The organism is Mycobacterium talmoniae, assembly GCF_001854525.1.
Classification (GTDB): domain Bacteria; phylum Actinomycetota; class Actinomycetes; order Mycobacteriales; family Mycobacteriaceae; genus Mycobacterium; species Mycobacterium talmoniae.
Map to the genome: position 1 here is coordinate 1 of NZ_MLQM01000100.1, position 19,073 is coordinate 19,073.

The window sequence follows — 19,073 nt, forward strand, 5'->3', positions numbered from 1 at the left end:
CCCCCCCCCCCCCCCCCACCCCGCCCCCCCCCCCCCCCCCCGCCGCCCGCCGCGCGCGCCCACACACCGCCACCCTGTGCCGGCGGCGGCCTCAGCCGGGGAGCCAGCACCGCGCTGACCCGGCCCGGGCCGCCACCATCTTGAACCGGCAGACCGCCGAGCCGCTGCGGGCCCTGTTCGAAAAACGCGGTGTCTTCACGCATTTGGCCGCCTCGGACGAACCGCTGTTCGTCGCCGCCGACGACGAGCATGGGTTGACCGGCCGGATGGTGGTGGCGGTGCGGGCCGGTCGCGAGCTGCTCGGCGCGGTGTGGGTGGCCTGCCCGGCGCCGTTGACCGGGGCCTCGTTGTCGGCGCTGACCGACGGCGCCCGCACCGTCACCCTGCATGTGTTGCGGTCCCGGGCGAGCGCGGATCTGGAACGCCAGGTCGAGTCGGAATGGGTGATCCGGCTGCTGGACGGCACCGCCGACGCCACCACGCTGGCCGGCAGGCTGGGCTTGCCGCGGGCGCCGCTGCGGGTGATCGCCGTCCACGCCCAGATCGCGGCCGAGTCACACGCCGCGCTGCTGCTGGCGTTCGAAAGTGTCACCACCGGGTTCGGCTGGTCGCGGCCGGGGCGCAGCGCGCTGGCCGCCAACACCGTCTACACGCTGCTGCCGGCCGAAGACGCCGGGCAGGCGCGCCGCTGGCTGTCCGGGTTGCAGGCGGCGTTGCCGAACGGGGCCACGGTGCGCGCCGGGATCAGCGCGGTCGCCTCGGCCGAGGAACTGGCGGCGGCGCGCCGGGAGGCCGACGAGTGCCTGGCGCTGCACGAGGCGAGCCCACCCGATGGTGCGGCGCCGGTCTACGACGAGTCCTGGGATGAAATCCTGCTGCAGCGGCTGCGGAGGGCGGCGCGGTCCGGGCGGGTGCCGGCGCGGGGACCGGTCGCCGCGTTGCGCCGCCACGACGCCGAACACGCCACCCAGTACGTGGCCACCCTGCGGGCCTGGCTGGCCGCGCAGGGCGACCTGGCCCGGGCCGGGGAGCGGCTGGGCGTGCACGAGAACACCGTGCGCTACCGGCTGCGCCGGATGGCCGAGGTGACCAACCTGGGCCTCGACGACGCGCGCAAGCGGTTCGCGATGATGATCGAACTGGCCTCCACCGACGGTATGTCGGATATCGACAAACCCTGAGTCCGTCGTTGTCGGATCCGGGCAAACGGCGGACCGGCTCCCGCCACGACCATGGAGTCATGGTTAGCGTCAATCACATCGACGGTCCGCCGCGGTCGGCGATCGTGGTGGGCGCCGGCATCGTGGGCCTCTCAACGGCCTGGTTTCTGCAGGAACGCGGCGTGCAGGTCACCGTGGTCGATCGCACCGGCGTGGCGGCGGGCTCGTCCTGGGGCAACGCCGGCTGGATCGCGCCGGCGCTGGCGATCCCGCTCAACGAGGCCGGCACCGTCCGGTTCGGTCTGCGGTCGCTGCTGAGCTCGGCTGCGCCGCTGCGCATTCCACTGACCGCCGACGTGGCGGTGTGGCGTTTCTTGGCGCGGTTCGCGGCCAATTCCCGGCGGTCGGCGTGGCGTCGCGCGGTGCGGGCCAACCTGCCGCTGAACGCCGAGTGCATCGAGGCCTACGACGTGCTGGTCGCCAACGGGGTGGACGCCCCGGTCACCGACGCGCCGATCACCGCGGTGTTCCGCGGCTCCCAGCACGCCCAACACCTGCTCGATGAGCTACGCCGGTTCTCCGACGCCGGGGGGTCGGTCTCGACCACCGAGTTGACCGGGGCGGCGCTGCGCGAACAGGTGCCGTTGGCGTCGAGCGCGGTGGCCGCCGGCGTCCGGATCAACGGGCAGCGCTTTTTGGATCCCGGGCGTTTCGTGACCGCCCTGGGCGCCGCTGTGATGCAACGCGGCGCCGAGCTGGCGATCGGGGAGGTCACCGACGTGCAGCCCGGCCCGCGGGGGATCACGGTTTCTTGCCGCGGCGGGGAGTCGTTGACGGCTCCGGTGGCGGTGCTCGCCACCGGAGCCTGGTTGTCCCGGCTGGCCGGCCGCTGGATCCGGGTGCCGGTGCAGGCCGGGCGCGGTTACTCGTTCACCGTCCCGGTGGACGGTCCGGTGCCGTGCCCGATCTATTTGCCCACCGCCAAGGTGGCCTGCACGCCGTTGAACGGGAAACTGCGGGTGGCCGGCACCATGGAGTTCCGGTCTCCCGACGCCCCGGCCTCGCCGGGTCGGGCCGACGCCATCATGGCCGCCGCGCGGCCGCTGCTGCAGGGTGTGCGCTGGGCCGACCGCGACGAGGTCTGGGTGGGGCCGCGCCCGGTCACCCCGGACGGCCGTCCGCTGGTGGGTGAGGTGGCCGCCCCGGGCGTGTACGTCGCCGGCGGGCACGGCATGTGGGGGATGACCCACGGCCCGGCGACTGGGCGGATGCTCGCCGAGCTGATCACCACCGGCAAACAGCCCGCCGCCCTGCAGGCGCTCGACCCGCTGCGCTAAGCCCCCCGCTTCGGCCAATACCTGCTCTGTAGCCCCGTAAAGGAGATGTCTCATGACCAGTTCGGAACGCGTGTGGATCACGCCGCAGACCCGCGACCGGCTGCAGGCCGAGCTGGCGGCGCTCGCAGAGCCGCACGTCGAGGACGAGGCGGTGGATCTCGACGAACGCCAGGCCCGGCAGGCCCGGATTCACCAGATCCACGATCTGCTCAACGACGCCGTCGTCGGCGAGGATCCGCCCGATGACGGTGTCGCCGAACCGGGCATGGTGCTCACCGTCCGCTACGACGCCACCGGGGAGACCGAGACCTTCCTGCTGGGGGCCCGCGGCGTCGAGCATGCCGATCTGGAGGTCTACTCCACCCAGTCCCCGTTGGGGACCGCGATCATCGGCGCCGGTCGCGGTGAGCAGCGCAGCTACCGGGTGCCTAGCGGGGCGACGGTCTCGGTCACGCTGCTGGATGCGGTGCCCTACGGGAGGCACACCAGCGGTCACCGTTCCTGATCGGCGGTGCAGCGTTAGGGCATCGAGTCTGCGCTGTGGGCATCGAGTCTGCGGTGACGGCACCGAGTCTGCGCCCAGGGCTTCGACCCTGCGCTCACGCCCGGTATCGGCGCGAAAACACGGCCTCACCGCAGACTCGGCGTCCTCAGCGCAGACTGGATGCCCTGGCCGCAGACTCGATGCCCTGGCCGCAGACTCGACGGCCCGGGTCGACGTAACCCTCGGACTAACCTGGCGGCGTGACCAATGTCAGCGCCGCGGTGCTCGATCCGATGCTGCGCGCCGATCCCGTCGGCCCGCGCATCACCAACTACGGCGACGCCAGCGGTGAACGGATAGACGCCTAGCTGGGGACGCTGTCCCACTCCTCGTCGGCCACATCGGGGATGCCGTGATAGGCGATCACCGCGGTCCCCGGCTGCGCGACCCCGCCGAACACGTTGAGGCAGGGGCCGAGCGGGCTGGTGATCTTGCCGTTGGCCTCGTGATTCCAGCGCTGGTTGTCGCTGCTGGTCTGACACGACGCCAGGGTCACCGGGGTGTTATCCGCGGCGTTGCTGATGCTCAGGCACTGCCCGGGAAAGCCCACGCTCTCGATCTGACCGGCCGGGTTGAACGCCCACAGCTGGGACTTCGCCCCGGTGCAGGGGTTGACCACCGTGGCGGCGTTGCTCCCGTTCGGGCCGTCGAGGCACCAATTGCCCAGGTGGCTGCGCAACTGGACCGGGTCGGCGGCGCTGGCGGCCCCGGCGCTGAGCAACGCGAACACCGCGGCACCCACGGCGAAGGCGGCTAGCAAACGCGGTTTGTGCATGTCAGCTCCCTCCTCTGAGGAGATCATCGACCCGTCCCGTTTGCGGCACAACCACTTCACGTTCGCCGGTGGCGGTCATGCGCCGTTGGCGACGCGTCCGAGCCTGGTGTGACCAGCGGTTTTGAACGCGGGATGGCGGTGGTGTAATTTCGATGGGCACGACTTCTCGGGGCTATGGCGCAGCTGGTAGCGCACCACACTGGCAGTGTGGGGGTCAGGGGTTCGAGTCCCCTTAGCTCCACCGTTTTGACCTGCGGTTATGGCGCGATCCGAGCAGCGATAACCGCGATGGCCGGTCTGGGTCAGGCGCACCCCGTCGGCTTGCTCTGGATTGAGGACCAATGCCGACCGGGTGTGGACCAATGTCTCTGGGGAGCGGCGGTTCTCCCGCTTAACGTCAAGCTCAGCGAATTAATGGTTCGCCGAGTTATCAGGGGTCGATCATGGGCGACGTTTATTTCGGACCTTCCGTCGTGGTCGGCATCGACGGATCCAAGGCGGCGGTACACGCGGCCGTGTGGGCCATCGACGAGGCGGTGAGCCGGGACATCCCGCTGCGATTGGTGTACGTGATCGATCCCCGTGACCTGGGCGGCGCCGAAGCCGACCACAGTACCTTCGGTGTCGCGCGGGCGGCGCTGCACGAGGCACTGCGGGCCGTCGAGGCCAGCGGGGCACAGCTCAAGGTGGACACCGACGTGGTGACGGGCCACCCGGTCACCAAGCTGGCCGAGGAATCGCGGTGGGCGTCGATGGTCTGTGTCGGGTCCATCGGGGTCAAGCACGCCTGCCGTGGTCTGGGTTCGGTGGCAGCCGCCCTGGTCGACTTGGCCTGTTGCCCGGTGGCGGTGATCGATCAAGCCGCGCACCGGACGCGGACACCGAACGCCGGCATCGTGGCGGAGGTCGACAACGGTGTCGTGCTGCGGCACGCCTTCGAGGAAGCGCGATTGCGCGGGGCGCCATTGCGGATCGTCTCGTGCCGGCGCGCGGAACCACGCGCAAACGCCGACACGAGTCGGCTGATGCATGCACATTTGAATCGTCGGATTGCGCCGTGGGTCCGGCGGTATCCCGAGGTGCCGGTGGAGACCGTCGTCGTGAACGGCAGTGTGTGCCGGTATCTGGCCGCCCACCCGGAGTCCGTCCAGCTTTTCGTGTCTGGCCCCCGCGGTCACCAGTGCGACGTGGTGAGGCCGGATCTGGTCGACTGCTCGCTGCTCAGCGTGCCGGGCAGTCGGTTGTAGGTTTTCCCCGGCACGCTGACTCTGCGCCTACGGCGCGAAAGTGCGAGTGGACCACGCCGTGAGCGCAGAGTCAACGCGGGGGCCACGTGCAATGCAACGCCCATGTGCCCAGAGCTGTAACAGTTTTGGGACCGGCGTGATCCGCAAATCGGGCATACCATGGATTATGGGCGTTGACTCGGTGGCCACGGCGCAAAAGCGCGAGCAGAGAGCGCCGCCGACGCAGCGTCAACGCTCCCGACGATAGGAGCGCGATCATGGCTGACGCACAACAGGTTCAAAACGACATCGCCGGCACCAACGTCAACGGCGACCCGGAGTGGTGGCGGCTCGTGCTGGCCCGGCATGACCGCAACATCGGCGACATCGTCAATGACCCGAATCGCGGCCCGTGGAACAGCACCCACAACGGTAAGCAGTACCCGGGCACCTACGACGCCTTCGACCAGATTGTCACGACCGCCGAGCAGATCGCCTGGACGCACGTCTTCAGCGACGGGGTCAAACGTGACGCCGGTGACGTGCTGATCGCGTTGGGGGAGTGGCTGGTCAAGCAGGGTGCGTTCAAATGACCACGTTCGGTGACGTCGCCGCCAACATCGCCGGCGTCCGGCTGGTGCGGCATGCGGTGCTGACCGGGGCCGGCACCTGGGCCGCCCCGGGCACCGGCTTCCCGTCCGACGTGGTTGCCGGCGCCGACCCGGACCTGGTCTACGAGGTGCCGATCCCCGGGCCCTACGCCTTCGGGCCCATTCCGCCCGATGCGCCCAACGCGCCCAGCTACCTCCAGTCGGTGCAGATCGCGGTGAACAACGGCATCGCCTGGATCAAGGCGCACCCATTGCAGACGTTCATCCTCGGCGGCTATTCGCAAGGCGCCGCGGTGGTGTCGCAGCTGCTGGCCGAGCTGATGACCGGCAGCCTCACCGCCTACCGGTCAAACCTGGTCGGCGGCTACACGTTCGGCAACCCGATGCGCATGGCCGGACACACCGGGCCGGGGCTAAACGATCCGGGCGGGCACGGCATCGCGCCGGTCAATCTGACTGCGGCGCAAGTCCCGCCGGGCTGGGTGGACATCGCCAATCCCGGCGACATCTACACCGCGGCCCCGCCCGGCCAAGAGGGCAAGGACATGACCGACGTCTACCAGATCGCGGTGAACTTCCAAATCGCGGACTTCGCAACATTCGTGAACAGCGAGATCACCGCATCACGCGGACTCATCAGCGACATCGAGCAGCTGCCCACCGACCCGGCCGCCAGGCAAGCCGCGGTTCAGGCGGCGCTGGCCGCGCTGACGTTTTTCGCGTCCGGCACCGCCCCGCACGTGTCCTACGGCAGCACCTACGTGCAGCCCGGGGTGACCGGGGTGCAGTACGCCATCGGCTGGGTCAACCAGATCGCCGCCGCTACCCCGGCACGAACCGCGGCCACGCCGGCGGCGACGGCGGTGTGATCGGCTACGCCGCGACCGCGGGCACCTCGGCTCCGGCCGGTGTCGCGGCGCGACTGGTGGACCTCACCGCCGCGACACACAGTCCGGCGACGGCAAAGCAGGCGATGGTATACCAGAGGCTGCCGGTGGGGTCGCCGTTCGCGGTGATCCCATGGACCGCATGGAAATACGCCGGCAGCCCGGTGATCCACAAGACGGCCATCACGGCCAGATAGCCGGCGGCGTAGCCCAGCATCAGCGGGTTGGAATACCGCGGGGCCGTGTCGGTTTGACCGCGCCGCGCGCGCCACTGCTTGACCAGCACCGGCACCGCCACCGCGGTCAGCACGGCGAGTTCGGCGGCGTAGGCGATACCGATCACCGTGCTGCTTCCGGTCAGCGAGCCCAGCAGGGTCGCCGGCAGCGGCAGGATCCCGGTGCCGACCGAGGCCAGGATCCCGACCACGACGGTGCGCCACACCAGTTGGCCGGCGGTGAAACTGCGGCCAGAGTCGATGTGCCGGCCCACGAACAGCTGGACGCAGAACGCCAGCGACATCGGCCACAGCGCGGCGAAGACCACCACGCTGGGCAGCGGAACCGAGTCGAACATCGGCTGGTTGAGCGGGTTGTCGGTGGTCCATTCCCACCACCGCAGCTGCGGACCGAGATGGTCGAAGATCTCGTAGAAGGCGTGGTGGACGAACCCGACACACACCGCCCCGATCACGGTGCCGTAGCGGCGGAAAACCCCGAGGCTGCGCACGATCTCGAAGGCGACCGTGGCCATCATCGGGTAGATGGCCACGATGTAGAGCGGCAACCGGCCCCACAGGAAGTCGACGGTAAACACGTTGTGGGCGAACATGGTGTCGACCTGGCCGTCGATACCGAACGCGGCCGGAAAATACAACGGCGGCTCGATGATGAGCAGATAGGCGATGGCGCCGAACCACAACACCAGGTTGGTGGCGTCCCCGTGCCGGCGCAGCCGGATGATCGCGTACACCAGAGCCAACACCGCGCCGGTGATCACCGTGACCTCCAGCACCGGCAGCGTCCAGTTCTCCAAGTGCAGCGGGTTGCGGAACTCGATCAGCCCGCCGGCGGTCCGGCAGGAAAACCCCAGCGACTGCGCGAGTTTGTCGAAGGTGGGCGCGCAGTGCTCAGACATTAACGGTGTCCGCGGTGTACCAGTGGGTCACGTCGTAGCCGGCGTCGTACCGGGCGAACCACTCGCCGGCCAGCGCCGGCAGCGTCTCGTGGGCGGGGTTGTGGTTGGGCAGCTGGCTGCGCACCACGCCCTTCATCGCGACCAGCTGCTCACGCAGCGACAGATGCGCGAACGCGCGATCCATCGGCCCGTTATCGACCGCGCGGCCAAACGGTAAGCGCCGCAACAGGGCTTGTTTGCGCCGGTAGCGGGCGAACATGCTCATCGCGTCGATCTTGCGGTCGGACAACGGCACATGCTTATTGAAGCCCTCGCAGGCGATCTGGATCACGTCGAGCACGTGTTTGAAGATCGACGGCGCCACCCGCATCCGATACCACGGGTCGCCCACCACCGCGTCGTAGATGATCAGCGCCGAGCTGCGGTGCTCGACCTCTTCGACGAAGTGCCACAAGAACAACGAGGCCACCCGGTCGTCTCCGGGAGCGAACAGCGTGGCGTCGTTGTCCAACATGAGTTTGAACACCGGGGTGAACGTCGCCTCCAAGTCGGCGGTGTAGGCCAGCCGGTACTTCAACGGCTTGTTGGCGGTCAGATCGTCGAAGGCCGCGATCACCTCGTTGAGGGTTTCCTTGAGCCCGGGATGGCTTTTGATCAAGCCCTTGGCGTGCTGGCGATGTGCCATCGCGTGCTGGCCCTCCTGGCGCACGAACGCGTCGGCTTCATCGGCCACCGCCGGGTCGGTGATGAACGGCATGGTCTCCGGGATCATGTGCCCGATCATCTTCTCGAAGGCGATGGCCAGGAACGACACCGCGTTGGCCATCGACGAAAACGCCGGGTTGGTTTCGTTCCACAGAAACGGAACGGGGTGGTCGGCGAACGCAAACCGCATCTTGCGTATCTGCAGATCCGTCATCGTCGGCAAAACCTCACTTCACCAGTAATCATACAAACCAGACGTTCTGTGTATGGTCGTATGATTACAGGGGAGTCGCGGATTCGTCAACGCGAGCGGGAGGACGTCAACGATGGCGCGCAGGCGAGGGTGGGGTGGGGATCCGCCCGCCAGCGACGAGGAGGCGTCCCGGCGCATCGTTGCCGCGGCGGTCGAGCTGCTGTCCAGCACCGGGTCGGCGATCAGCATCGCCGATGTCGCCGAGTCGCTGGGCGTCATCCGGCAGACCGTGTACCGGTATTTCCCGACCGCCGACGCGCTGATGGAGGCTGCCGCGATCGCCTCGGTCGACGACTTCTTCGACCAACTCGCCGAGCGGGTGCGCGGCATCCACGATCCCGCCGACGCCATGACCGAGGGGGTGCTGTACACCCTGGACGCCGTCGCGCGCACCCCGCATCTGGGCATCCTGCTGTCCGATCCGTACCTGAGCACCCACTCCAGCGGTCTGGCCTCGCCGGAGGCCCAGGAGTTGGGGATGCGGATGATCACCCGGTTCGACGTCGACTGGCCGCGCTACGGCTACGACGACGCCGCGCTGCGGGACCTAGTCGAGTTCGCCCTGCGCACCATGCTGTCGTTCTTTGTCGCGCCCAACGACCCCGCGCGGAGCCCCGAGGAGTTGCGGCGGTTTGTGCGGCGCTGGCTCGGCGGCGCCATCGCGGCACAACGCGCCCACGTCGCCGAGCGGGCCTGAGGGTCCGCGGGGTGTCGCGTTGACCGGCATACCCCGCCGGGGTATGTTCTAGCGGCGGCGACGGCCTCGGTGCGCCCAGCCGCGTCCGGTATCGAGACCGAGGAGATGACCGTCGGTGCGTCAGCAGTGTCGACCAGGCCGTGAATGTGCAGCCTTGTGACCGGTGACCTGGTGGTGCGGTGGATCGTCACCGTCCTGCTCGGCGTCAGCATCGCCGGATACCTCTACGTCCTGGGCGCGGACCGGTCTCGCTGGCCCAGCGCCGTCAATCACGTGCTGCATCTGGTCATGGCGGTTGCCATGGTCGTGATGGCCTGGCCCATCGGCGAGCACCTTCCGGTGGTCGCGCCGATGGCCTTTTTTCTGCTGGCCGCGGCGTGGTTCGTCGTTGCCGGCAGCCGCGGCTGCGGCGGTGGCCCCGACCGGGTCACCAACGGCTACTACGCCGCGATGATGGTGGCGATGGCCTGGATGTACGCGGTGATGCACGGAGGTCCGCTCGACCAGACCGGTCACCCCGCCCACCATCCCCACGCGGAGATGAGCGGGACGGCCATGTCGGCGACGGCGGGCACCGCCTCCGCCTCGGGGTGGATCGCCGTCGTCAACACCATCGCGTCGGTGGGCTTCGCGGCGGCCACCGTGTGGTGGGTGTACCGGTGCTTCGCCGCGCGCAGTACGGCCACGTGCAGTGCACCGGTGGCTCGGGTGGAGCTGCTCAGTCAGGCACTGATGGCGGCCAGCATTGCCCTCATGCTCGCCCCGAGGTTCTAGCGCGGGTGGGCGCCGGGGCGCGTCAACTCGGCGAACCGCGCGAGATGGTAGTCGGTGCTGCCGAATTCGTACTGCAGGGCAGTGAGCCGTTTGAAGTAATGCCCGATGGCCAGCTCCTCGGTCATACCCATCCCGCCGTGCAACTGGACGGCGTTTTGGCCGATGAAGCGGGCCGCCCGGCCGATCGTCGCCTTGGCCGCCGACACCCCAAAGGCACGGCACCACGGATCGGCGTCGTCCAGGTTGAGGATCACCAGGTACAACGACGCGGCCGCCTGCTCGAGTTCGAGGTACATGTCCACCATGCGGTGCTGCAGCGCTTGGAAACTGCCGATCGGCTGGCCGAACTGCTGGCGCTGTTTGCAGTAGGCGACGGTGTCGGCCAACACTTTCCGCATGGCTCCGACCGCTTCGGCGGCGACCGCCGCCGCCCCCTCGTCGCGGGCCTGTTCCAGCGAGGGCCAGGCCTGGCCGGCGGCGCCGAGCAGGGCGTCGGCGGGCAGCCGCAGGCCATCCAGCACCAGGTCGGCGGCGCGGCGATCGTCGATGGTCCGATAGCCGTGCATGTGCAGGCCGGCGGGGGCGCGGTCGAGATCGACCAAGAACAGCGAGATCCCGTCGGTGTCGGCCGGGTTGCCGGAGGTGCGCGCGGTGATCAGCAGGTGGGTGGCCAACGGCGCGGCAAGCGCCATGATCTTCGACCCGGACAGCACCCAGTCGTCGCCGTCGCGGGCCGCGGTGGTGGTCACCCGTCGCAGGTCATCGCCGGAGTCCGGTTCGGCCGCGGCCAGCGCGACGATCGCGCTGCCGGCCACCACCTGCTGTAACACCGACGCGGCCGGTCCGCCACCGGCGCGGCGCAGCAGCCCGCCGGCGACCACGACGGTGTCCACGTAGGGTTCGACCACCAGGGCATGGCCCAGCGCCTCGGCGATGATCATGAGTTCGACTGCGCCGCCGCCCATCCCGCCGACCTCCTCGGGCAGCGTGGCGCCCAGGATGCCGAGCTCGTCGGCGAAGCCGCGCCAGATGGCCGGCTGCCAGCCGGCGCCGGTGTGGGCGGCCGCACGGCTGGCGGCGAGGTCGTAGCGGGTCGCCAGGAACTTGCCGAGGCCGTCCCGGAGCAATTCCTGTTCGGCGGTCAAAGCGTAGTCCATCACAACCCCAATACGGTCTTGGCGAGAATGTTGCGCTGAATTTCGTTGCTGCCCGCATAGATCGAGCCGGCCCGGTCGTTGAAGTAACGCAGCGGGGCCACCGCCTGCCAGGGCTCACCGCTGACGTAACCGTCTGGCGGCGGCTCGAATTCGCACACCGGCCCGCCCGGGCAGGTCGCGTGCGGTTGGTAGGCCCGCCCGCGGGGGCCGGCCGCTTCGAGCGCCAGTTCGGTCAGCGTCTGGCTCAACTCGGTGCCCAGGATTTTCAGCATCGACGAGGCCGGGCCCGGGTTGTTGCCCGCCGCCACCGCGGCCAGCGTGCGGCACTCGATTTCCGCCAGCACGGTGTGGCGGATCCGTGCGTCGGCGAGCTTGCGCGCGAACGTCGCATCATCGAGCAGCGAGCCGCCGCCGGGCCCGGGTTGGGCGGCGGCGGCCGTGGCGATCTCCTCGGCCCTGACCTGCAACGCGGCGGCCGCGCCGCCGCCGCGCTCGAACTCCAGCAGGTACTTGGCCACGGTCCAGCCGTCGTCGATGTCGCCGACGACGTTGGCCACCGGCACCCGCACCCCGTCGAAGAACACCTGGTTTTGGATCTCCTCACCCGAGGTCATCACCAGCGGACGGATCTCGATGCCCGGCGACGTCATGTCGATGAGCACAAACGTGATGCCCTGCTGCTTCTTTGGCAGCCGCGACGTGCGCACCAGGGCGAACATCCAGTTGGCCTCGCGGGCGTGGGTGGTCCAGATCTTGCTGCCGGTGCACACCAGGTCATCGCCGTCGCGGACCGCGGACATCGACAGCGACGCCAGATCCGACCCCGCCTCCGGCTCGGAGTAGCCCTGGCAGAAGAAGACCTCGCCGGTCAGGATGCGGGGCAGAAAGAACTCCTTCTGCGCCGTTGTCCCGTACGCGATAATGGCGTGCGCGACCATCTTGATCCCCATCGGGGATAACGCCGGGGCGCCGGCCGTGGCGCACTCCCAGTCGAAGATGTAGTGCTGTTCCACCGTCCAGTCGCAGCCGCCGTATTCCACCGGCCAGGCCGGTGCCGCCCAGCCGCGCTGGTGCAAGATCGCCTGCCAGGCCATGCTGGCCTCGTGGTCGGCGTAGACGCTGGTCATCAGGCGACCCGCCCGCCGTAGTTCCGGGGTGAGCTTCTCGGCGAGGAAGGCGCGCACCTCGGCTTGGAACGCATACTCGGCTGCCGACCACTCCAGATCCATCGGATTCCCTCATTTCTCGACACGTGTCAACAAGACCGTAGCTCCCGGCCGATCGGGCTGTGCGGGCAGCTACCAGACGGGCTGTGTCGTGCTGTGTCTTGGGTGCTCGGCCGCCCGCTCGTGGAGCGTCGCGGTCGCGTGTCTGCTGAAATCGACGTCCAGATTGGCCTATAGCCCCGAACGTCAGCCGTTTGGGAAATTTGGACGTCGATCTCAGTCGTCAGCAGCAGCGGGCGCCGGGGTCGGCGTCGTAGCGGTGCCGCCAGTAGTCCCGCTTGGAGAGCACCGGCTCGCCCGGATGGGCGCGGCGGCGATACTCCAGGTAGCGCCGGTAGTGCGTGTCGCCCATCAACGTTCCCCAGTACCAACCGATCTGGCGGGCTAGCCGGCGTGCGCGGCCCATTGCGCCTGCACCTCCCGTTCGGCGGTCGTCGGGATCAGCCCCGCGGGCGCGAACCGCCGCGACGCGACCGGCTCCTCCTCAGCAGCCGGGGTGTGCTGGCCGCGGATAGCGCGCAGCGCCACCAGGACCCCGGCGGCGACCACCACCACGACGACCGCGGCGAACAGCGCCGATAGGGTGCCCTGGATGAAGGTGTTGCGGATGACGGCATCCAGCTGATCGGGGTGCGCCGCCCCGGCCCGCTGGGCCGCCCGGTACTGGAAATGCTGAGCCCAGTACCCCACCCGCGGATCGGCGGAGAAGATCTTCTGCCACGACGCGCTCAGGGTGACCGCCAGATCCGCCAGCAGCGGGAGCCCGGGGATCCACGCCCACTTCAGCTTTCCCTGCTTGATCACCACGACGGTGACCACGGTCAGCGCGATCGCGGCCAGCAGTTGGTTGGCGATGCCGAACAGCGGAAACAGGGTGTTGATGCCGCCGAGCGGATCGGTCACCCCCATCAGCAGGATGCCGCCCCAGGCGGCGACCATCACCAGGCTGCAGCCCCAGGCGCCCGCACGCCAACTCGGGTCGCGCAGCCGGCGCAGCGGGCCGCCCAGGTTGCTCAGCGCATCGGACAGCATGAACCGGGCGACCCGAGTGCCGGCGTCGACGGTGGTCAAGATGAACAACGCCTCGAACATGATCGCGAAGTGGTACCAAAACGCCTTGAGTCCGGCGCCGCCGAACACCCGGTGCAACACCTCCGACATCCCGAACGCCAGCGTCGGCGCCCCGCCGGTGCGCGACACGATCGAGGTTTCCCCGACCCCGGCGGCGGCCTGGGTGATCTGCTCCGCGCTGACCGGTGCCCCGCCCAGGCCCAGCCCGTTGACATAGGCCGCGGCGCTGCTTGCGGTGCCGCCGGTCTGCGCGGCCGGCGCGTTGAGCGTGAAATACAGATGCTGGTCCACCAGCGACGCGGTGATCAGCGCCATCACCGCGACGAACGATTCGGTGAGCATGCCGCCGTAGCCGATCAGCCGCATCTGGCTTTCCTTCTCCAGCAGCTTGGGGGTGGTGCCCGAGGAGATCAGCGCATGAAACCCGGACAGCGCACCGCAGGCGATGGTGATGAACAGGAACGGAAACAGCGCCCCGGAAAACACCGGACCGTCCCCGCCGCCGGCGAACGCCGAGACGGCCGGGGCTTGCATGACCGGGCGGGCGACCAGGACGCCGACGGCCAGCAGCGCGATGGTGCCGACCTTCATGAACGTCGACAGGTAGTCCCGCGGCGCCAGCAACAGCCACACCGGCAGCACCGACGCGGCGAACCCGTAGCCGATCACGCACCAGCCGAGCGTCAGCGGCGACAGGCTGAACCACGCCGCACCCCAGGATGTTTCGGCCACCCAGCGGCCGGACACCACGGCCAGCAACAGCAGCGCCACCCCGAGCAGCGACACCTCGGACACCCGGCCGGGCCGCAGGAACCGCAGATAGCAGCCCATGAACACCGCGATCGGGATGGTCATGGCGATCGAGAACACCCCCCACGGGCTTTGCGCCAGCGCCCGCACCACCACCAGCGCCAGCACCGCGATCAGGATGACCATGATGACCAGGATCCCGACGGTGGCGGCCGCGCCACCGGCCGCGCCGAGCTCCTCGCGGGCCAGCTGGCCCAGCGACCGGCCGCGGCGCCGCGTCGAAATCCACAGCACCAGATAGTCCTGCACGCAGCCGGCCAGCACCGCCCCGATGATGATCCAGATGGTGCCCGGCAGATAACCCATCTGCGCGGCCAGCACCGGCCCGACCAACGGCCCCGCCCCGGCGATCGCGGCGAAATGGTGACCGAACAGCACCCGCCGGTCGGTCGGCATGTAATCGGTGCCGTTCTCGAAGATTTCGGCCGGGGTGGCGTGATCGTCGCGCGGCCGCACGATCTTCAGCTCGATCAGCCGCGCATAGAACCGGTAGCCGATCACGTAGGTGCACACGGCGGCGATCACGAACCAGACGGCGTTGACCGTCTCGCCGCGGGCGAACGCGATGACCGCCCACGCCACCGCACCGGCCAGGGCGATGATCCCGAAGATCAGCTTGTGCCGCGGCGTGATCGGGGAGCGGTCGACGATCGCGACCGGCGGCAGGCCGGCGTCGGTGCGGATATAGCTGACGTGCCCGTCGTCGGTCCGCTCCGGCGCGGTCGATACCGCCACGGCTCCCCCCTCACGTTGGAGTTTGTGCTCGGCGTGATCCTTACACGACGGCGGTGCGCGCGCCCGCCGAGAGCTCAGCCCGGGTACAGGGCGCGCACCGCGTCGATGGTGTCGGCCTCGGCGGCGGGTTTGTCGTCGCGGTAGCGCAGCACCCGGGCGAACCGCAGCGCCAGCCCGCCCGGATAGCGGGCGGAGCGCTGCACCCCGTCGAAGGCGATCTCGACGACCTGCTCGGGTCGCAGCCGCACCACGTAGCCGTCGGTGGGGCCGACCGCCAGCTGCAAGAACCGGGCGGTCTGCCAGTCCAGCATGGCGTCGGTCATCCCCTTGAACGTCTTGCCCAGCATCACGTAGCCGCCGGTGGCCGGATCCCGCGCGCCCAGGTGGATGTTGGACAGCTTGCCGCTGCGCCGCCCCGAGCCCCACTCGACGGCCAGCACCACCAGATCCAGCGTGTGCACCGGTTTGACCTTCAACCAGCCCGCCCCGCGGCGACCCGCCTGATACGCCGCGGTCAACGACTTCGCCATCACGCCCTCGTGGCCGGCGGCCAGCGTCGCGGCCAAAAACTGCGCGGCGGCCGCCGGGTCGGCCGTGATGAGCCGGTCGACCCGGTGTGCGGCCGGCACGATCTCATCGAGGACGGCCAGTCGGTCGGTCGTCGGCGCGTCGAGCAGGTCGACGCCGTCGCGGTGCAGGACGTCGAAGAAGAACACCGACAGCGGCTGGGCGGCGCGGGCGGCCGCGACGTCGACCGAGCGGCCGAACCGCGACGCGGTGACCTGGAACGGCTGCGGCCGGTGATCCGGCCGCAGCGCGATCGCCTCGCCGTCGGCGATCAGCGCGGTGACCGGCAACGCTCGGGCCGCCGCCACCACCTCGGGCAGCCGGGCGGTGACGTCGTCGAGGCTTCGGGTGTAGACGGTGACCTCCTCGCCGCGGCGGTGGATCTGCACCCGGGCGCCGTCCAGCTTGGCCTCGAAAACGCCGGTGCCGCCGAGGCGTTCGAGCGCCTCGACGACCCCGGTCGCGGTCTGGGCCAGCATCGGACCGACCGGTCGACCCACCCGCAGCGTGAACGCGGACAGCGCGTCGGCGCCGCCGGTCAGTGCCGCGGCGGCCACCGCCGGCAGATCCCCGCCCAGCATCGCCGCGCGGCGCACCGCGGCCGCCGGGACCCCGGCCGCGGCGGCGACCGCGTCGGCCATCACCCCGCCCAGCGCGCCCTGGCGCAGCTCGCCGCTCAGCAGCCGACGCAGGAAGGTCTGTTCGGCCGCGGTGGCCGCCGTGAACAGGTCGTGCAGCAGCTGGGTGCGCCGCACCCGCGATCCCGTTCCTGATACTGTTGCGATTTCAGTGAAGGCGGCGTCGACGCCGGCGACGGTCAGCACCGGCCGCGGCCCCGCCGCCGGCAACGACCGCAAGGTGGCCCACCCGACGCCCAGGCGTTGCGGCGGGTCACCGGAGAGCCAGGAGACGAGGATTGTCACCACCGCGGGATCGGGCCGCGCCCGGATCAGCAGCTCGGCGATGCGCGCGACCTTCGCCCGGCGGGCGTCGGCCGCGGCCACCTCGCCGGAGGTGACCGCGACATCGACCAGAAGCACAACTCAGCTTCCCACGCCCACCCTGGGCGCAGCGGCCACACCAGGCGCGCTAATTTGCATTGATAGCTAAAACAAACAAGGAGGTTTGGATGGAGATTCAGGGCAAGAAGGTGGTGGTCATCGGTGGCGCCTCGGGCATGGGCCGCGCCACCGCCGAACTACTGGCCGCCCGCGGCGCCAGCGTCGCGGTGCTGGACCGGGAGGGTTCGGACGGCAAGGACGTCGCGGCCGGCATCGGCGGCGAGTTCTACCCGGTCGACGTCACCGACTTCGCCGGCACCGAGGAGACGCTGGGCAGCGCGGTCGACGGGCTGGGCGGGCTGCACGTGATCGTGACCACCGCCGGCGGCGGCATCGCCCAGCGGACGTTGTCGAAGTCCGGACCCCACGATCTCGACGCGTTCCGGTCGGTGATCGACCTCAACCTGATCGCCAGCTTCAACATCACCCGGTTGGCGGCGGCCCACATGGCCAAGAACGAGCCCGAGGACGAGGAGCGCGGCGTCATCATCAACACCGCCTCGATCGCCGCCTTCGAGGGCCAGATCGGTCAGGTCGCCTACACCGCAGCCAAAGCCGGTATCGCCGGGATGTGCCTGACCGCCGCGCGCGACCTCGGATCGCTGGGCATCCGGGTGCTGGCCATCGCGCCGAGCCTGTTCGCGACCGGGTTGACCAAGGGCATCCCCGACGAATACGCCACCGCCCTGACCAAGGACGCGGCGTTTCCCAAGCGGCTGGGCCGGCCCGAGGAGTACGCCAAGCTGGCCGCGGCCATCGTGGACAACCCGATGCTCAACGGGCAGTGCCTGCGGTTGGACGCGGGGCAGCGGTTCGCGCCCAAGTGAACCGGGCCCCGTACCTTTCAGTACGCTCGGTGCACCGGCTCGGCTGAGTCCGTCGCATCCACGAGGAGGCCCTGATGGGTATCGCACTGACCGACGACCATCGCGAACTCGCAGAGGTAGCTCGGGGGTTCCTCACCGCGCAGAAGGCGCGCTGGGCCGCGCGTGAGCTGCTGGACGCCGCCGACGAGGCCCGGCCACCGTTCTGGTCGGACCTCGTCGAGCTCGGTTGGCTTGGGCTGCACCTCGACGAGGCGCACGGCGGCTCCGGGTACGGGCTGCCCGAATTGGTGGTGGTGGTCGAGGAACTCGGCCGGGCGGTGGCGCCGGGACCGTTTGTGCCCACCGTGATCGCCTCGGCGGTGATCGCCGCCGACGGCACCACCGACCAAAAGGCCCGGCTGCTGCCCGGCCTGATCGACGGCACCGTCACCGCCGGGGTCGGTGTGGGTGGTGCGGTCCGCGTCGAGAACGGGGTGGCCAGCGGCGACGCCGGCATCGTGCTGGGCGCGGGACTGGCCGACCTGCTGGTGATCACCACCGGCGAGGACGTGCTGGTGCTGGACCGGGATCGGGCCGGGGTGTCGGTCGAGGTGCCCGAGAACCTGGACCCCACCCGGCGCTCCGGGCGGGTGCGGCTGACCGATGTCGCCGTCACCGACGACGACATCCTGCCCGCCGCTTACGAATCCGTGCGGGCTCGGGCGCGGACGCTGCTGGCCGCCGAGGCGGTCGGCGGCGCGGCCGACTGCGTGCAGACCGCGGTCGACTACGCCAAGGTGCGCCAACAGTTCGGCCGCACCATCGCCACCTTCCAGGCGGTCAAGCATCACTGCGCCAACATGCTGGTCGGGGCGGAGTCGGCGACCGCGGCGGTGTGGGACGCGGCCCGGGCCGCCGGGGAAGACGAGGCCCAGTTCCGGCTGATCGCGGCCGTCGCCGCGGCGCTGGCGTTCCCCACCTACGTGCGCAACGCCGAACTCAACATTCAGGTGCACGGCGGGATCGGCTTCACCTGGGAGCACGACGCACACCTGCACCTGCGCCGCGCGCTGTCGGTGCGGGCCATCTTCGGCGGCGACACCCCCGCCCGGGACGTGTTCGAGGCCACCGCGGCCGGGGTCACCCGGGCCAACAGCCTGGACCTGCCACCGGAGGCCGAGCAGCTGCGCACCGCGATTCGTGCCGACGCCGCCGAGATCGCCGCGCTGGACGGGGATGCGCAGCGGGACAAGCTGATCGAGACCGGCTACATCATGCCGCACTGGCCCAAGCCGTGGGGCCGCGCGGCGACCGCGGTCGAGCAGCTGGTGATCGAAGAGGAGTTCACCGCCGCCGGCATCAAACGGCCCGACTATTCGATCACCGGCTGGGTGATCTTGACGCTGATCCAGCACGGAACCGATTCGCAGATTGAACGATTCGTGGAGAAGGCGCTGCGCCAGGACGAGGTGTGGTGCCAGCTGTTCTCCGAGCCCGACGCCGGATCGGATGCGGCGGCGGTGAACTCCTCTTCGA

The 19,073-nt window shown here is 69.8% G+C and carries 17 protein-coding genes, 1 tRNA gene and 2 pseudogenes; 12 read left to right on the forward strand and 8 right to left on the reverse strand.

Annotated elements, in window-relative coordinates; genetic code table 11:
- Positions 1-104: 104 nt before the first annotated feature.
- From BKN37_RS17105 to BKN37_RS28400, 4 genes and pseudogenes are all read left to right on the forward strand, one after another.
- Positions 105-1,181, forward strand: a pseudogene (locus BKN37_RS17105) (PucR family transcriptional regulator); the annotation flags it as partial.
- Positions 1,182-1,240: 59 nt separating this feature from the next.
- Positions 1,241-2,497 carry an NAD(P)/FAD-dependent oxidoreductase gene (locus BKN37_RS17110; RefSeq protein ID WP_071027999.1) on the forward strand — a complete coding sequence of 419 codons (1,257 nt, stop codon included), beginning with the start codon at positions 1,241-1,243 and terminating at the stop codon, positions 2,495-2,497.
- Between the two features lie 52 nt (positions 2,498-2,549).
- Positions 2,550-3,002 carry a GreA/GreB family elongation factor gene (locus BKN37_RS17115; RefSeq protein WP_071028001.1) on the forward strand — a complete coding sequence of 151 codons (453 nt, stop codon included), beginning with the start codon at positions 2,550-2,552 and terminating at the stop codon, positions 3,000-3,002.
- Between the two features lie 272 nt (positions 3,003-3,274).
- A pseudogene (locus tag BKN37_RS28400) lies at positions 3,275-3,343 on the forward strand (TIGR03089 family protein); the annotation flags it as partial.
- Positions 3,344-3,345: 2 nt separating this feature from the next.
- On the opposite strand, the gene BKN37_RS17120 reads toward BKN37_RS28400, so the two are convergent.
- On the reverse strand, positions 3,346-3,816 hold the full coding sequence (locus BKN37_RS17120; protein ID WP_071028003.1) for an RICIN domain-containing protein: 471 nt from the start codon (positions 3,814-3,816) through the stop codon (positions 3,346-3,348).
- A gap of 168 nt (positions 3,817-3,984) precedes the next feature.
- Here BKN37_RS17120 and BKN37_RS17125 point away from each other — a divergent pair.
- The 4 genes from BKN37_RS17125 to BKN37_RS17140 all read left to right on the forward strand — a co-directional run bounded on the left by BKN37_RS17125 (position 3,985) and on the right by BKN37_RS17140 (position 6,522).
- A tRNA-Ala gene (locus BKN37_RS17125) sits at positions 3,985-4,057 on the forward strand.
- Between the two features lie 202 nt (positions 4,058-4,259).
- Complete coding sequence (locus BKN37_RS17130) at positions 4,260-5,063, forward strand: universal stress protein (protein WP_071028006.1); 804 nt, start codon at positions 4,260-4,262, stop codon at positions 5,061-5,063.
- Positions 5,064-5,320: 257 nt separating this feature from the next.
- Positions 5,321-5,635, forward strand: coding sequence for a hypothetical protein (locus tag BKN37_RS17135; RefSeq protein WP_071028008.1), 315 nt, complete (start codon positions 5,321-5,323; stop codon positions 5,633-5,635).
- A complete protein-coding gene (locus BKN37_RS17140; protein WP_071028010.1) occupies positions 5,632-6,522 on the forward strand; it encodes a PE-PPE domain-containing protein in 891 nt (296 codons plus the stop codon). The genes BKN37_RS17135 and BKN37_RS17140 overlap by 4 nt, the downstream gene beginning before the upstream one ends.
- Positions 6,523-6,526: 4 nt before the next feature.
- Here BKN37_RS17140 and BKN37_RS17145 read toward each other — a convergent pair whose 3' ends face one another.
- Both BKN37_RS17145 and BKN37_RS17150 read right to left on the reverse strand, forming a co-directional pair.
- Positions 6,527-7,675, reverse strand: coding sequence for a hypothetical protein (locus BKN37_RS17145; RefSeq protein WP_071028013.1), 1,149 nt, complete (start codon positions 7,673-7,675; stop codon positions 6,527-6,529).
- The gene (locus BKN37_RS17150; RefSeq protein ID WP_071028014.1) at positions 7,668-8,594 is read right to left on the reverse strand and encodes a metal-dependent hydrolase; all 927 of its coding nucleotides are present in this window, start codon (positions 8,592-8,594) and stop codon (positions 7,668-7,670) included. The genes BKN37_RS17145 and BKN37_RS17150 overlap by 8 nt, the downstream gene beginning before the upstream one ends.
- Before the next feature lie 112 nt (positions 8,595-8,706).
- Here BKN37_RS17150 and BKN37_RS17155 point away from each other — a divergent pair, with 112 nt between their 5' ends.
- Complete coding sequence (locus BKN37_RS17155; protein WP_071028015.1) at positions 8,707-9,330, forward strand: TetR/AcrR family transcriptional regulator; 624 nt, start codon at positions 8,707-8,709, stop codon at positions 9,328-9,330.
- A 156-nt stretch (positions 9,331-9,486) separates the two neighbouring features.
- Entirely contained in the window at positions 9,487-10,104 is a 618-nt protein-coding gene (locus BKN37_RS17160; protein ID WP_071028016.1) for a DUF5134 domain-containing protein, read from the forward strand.
- On the opposite strand, the gene BKN37_RS17165 is transcribed toward BKN37_RS17160, so the two are convergent.
- The 5 genes from BKN37_RS17165 to BKN37_RS17185 all read right to left on the reverse strand — a co-directional run bounded on the left by BKN37_RS17165 (position 10,101) and on the right by BKN37_RS17185 (position 16,710).
- Entirely contained in the window at positions 10,101-11,261 is a 1,161-nt protein-coding gene (locus BKN37_RS17165; protein ID WP_071028017.1) for an acyl-CoA dehydrogenase family protein, read from the reverse strand. The genes BKN37_RS17160 and BKN37_RS17165 overlap by 4 nt on opposite strands.
- Positions 11,261-12,490, reverse strand: coding sequence for an acyl-CoA dehydrogenase family protein (locus BKN37_RS17170; protein ID WP_071028018.1), 1,230 nt, complete (start codon positions 12,488-12,490; stop codon positions 11,261-11,263). Before BKN37_RS17170 ends, BKN37_RS17165 begins: the two co-directional genes overlap by 1 nt.
- Positions 12,491-12,710: 220 nt before the next feature.
- Entirely contained in the window at positions 12,711-12,893 is a 183-nt protein-coding gene (locus tag BKN37_RS17175) for a YbdD/YjiX family protein (protein ID WP_071028020.1), read from the reverse strand.
- Positions 12,872-15,103 (reverse strand): carbon starvation CstA family protein, encoded by a 2,232-nt coding sequence (locus BKN37_RS17180; protein WP_071028022.1) that lies wholly within the window; start codon positions 15,101-15,103, stop codon positions 12,872-12,874. Before BKN37_RS17180 ends, BKN37_RS17175 begins: the two co-directional genes overlap by 22 nt.
- Positions 15,104-15,177: 74 nt before the next feature.
- The gene (locus BKN37_RS17185; protein WP_071028024.1) at positions 15,178-16,710 is read right to left on the reverse strand and encodes an ATP-dependent DNA ligase; all 1,533 of its coding nucleotides are present in this window, start codon (positions 16,708-16,710) and stop codon (positions 15,178-15,180) included.
- Between the two features lie 89 nt (positions 16,711-16,799).
- Between BKN37_RS17185 and BKN37_RS17190 the strand changes: the two genes are divergently transcribed.
- Complete coding sequence (locus BKN37_RS17190; protein ID WP_071028027.1) at positions 16,800-17,558, forward strand: SDR family NAD(P)-dependent oxidoreductase; 759 nt, start codon at positions 16,800-16,802, stop codon at positions 17,556-17,558.
- Positions 17,559-17,632: 74 nt separating this feature from the next.
- Positions 17,633-19,073 (forward strand): acyl-CoA dehydrogenase family protein (locus tag BKN37_RS17195; protein WP_071028029.1); only part of this gene is annotated, 1,441 nt, incomplete at its 3' end.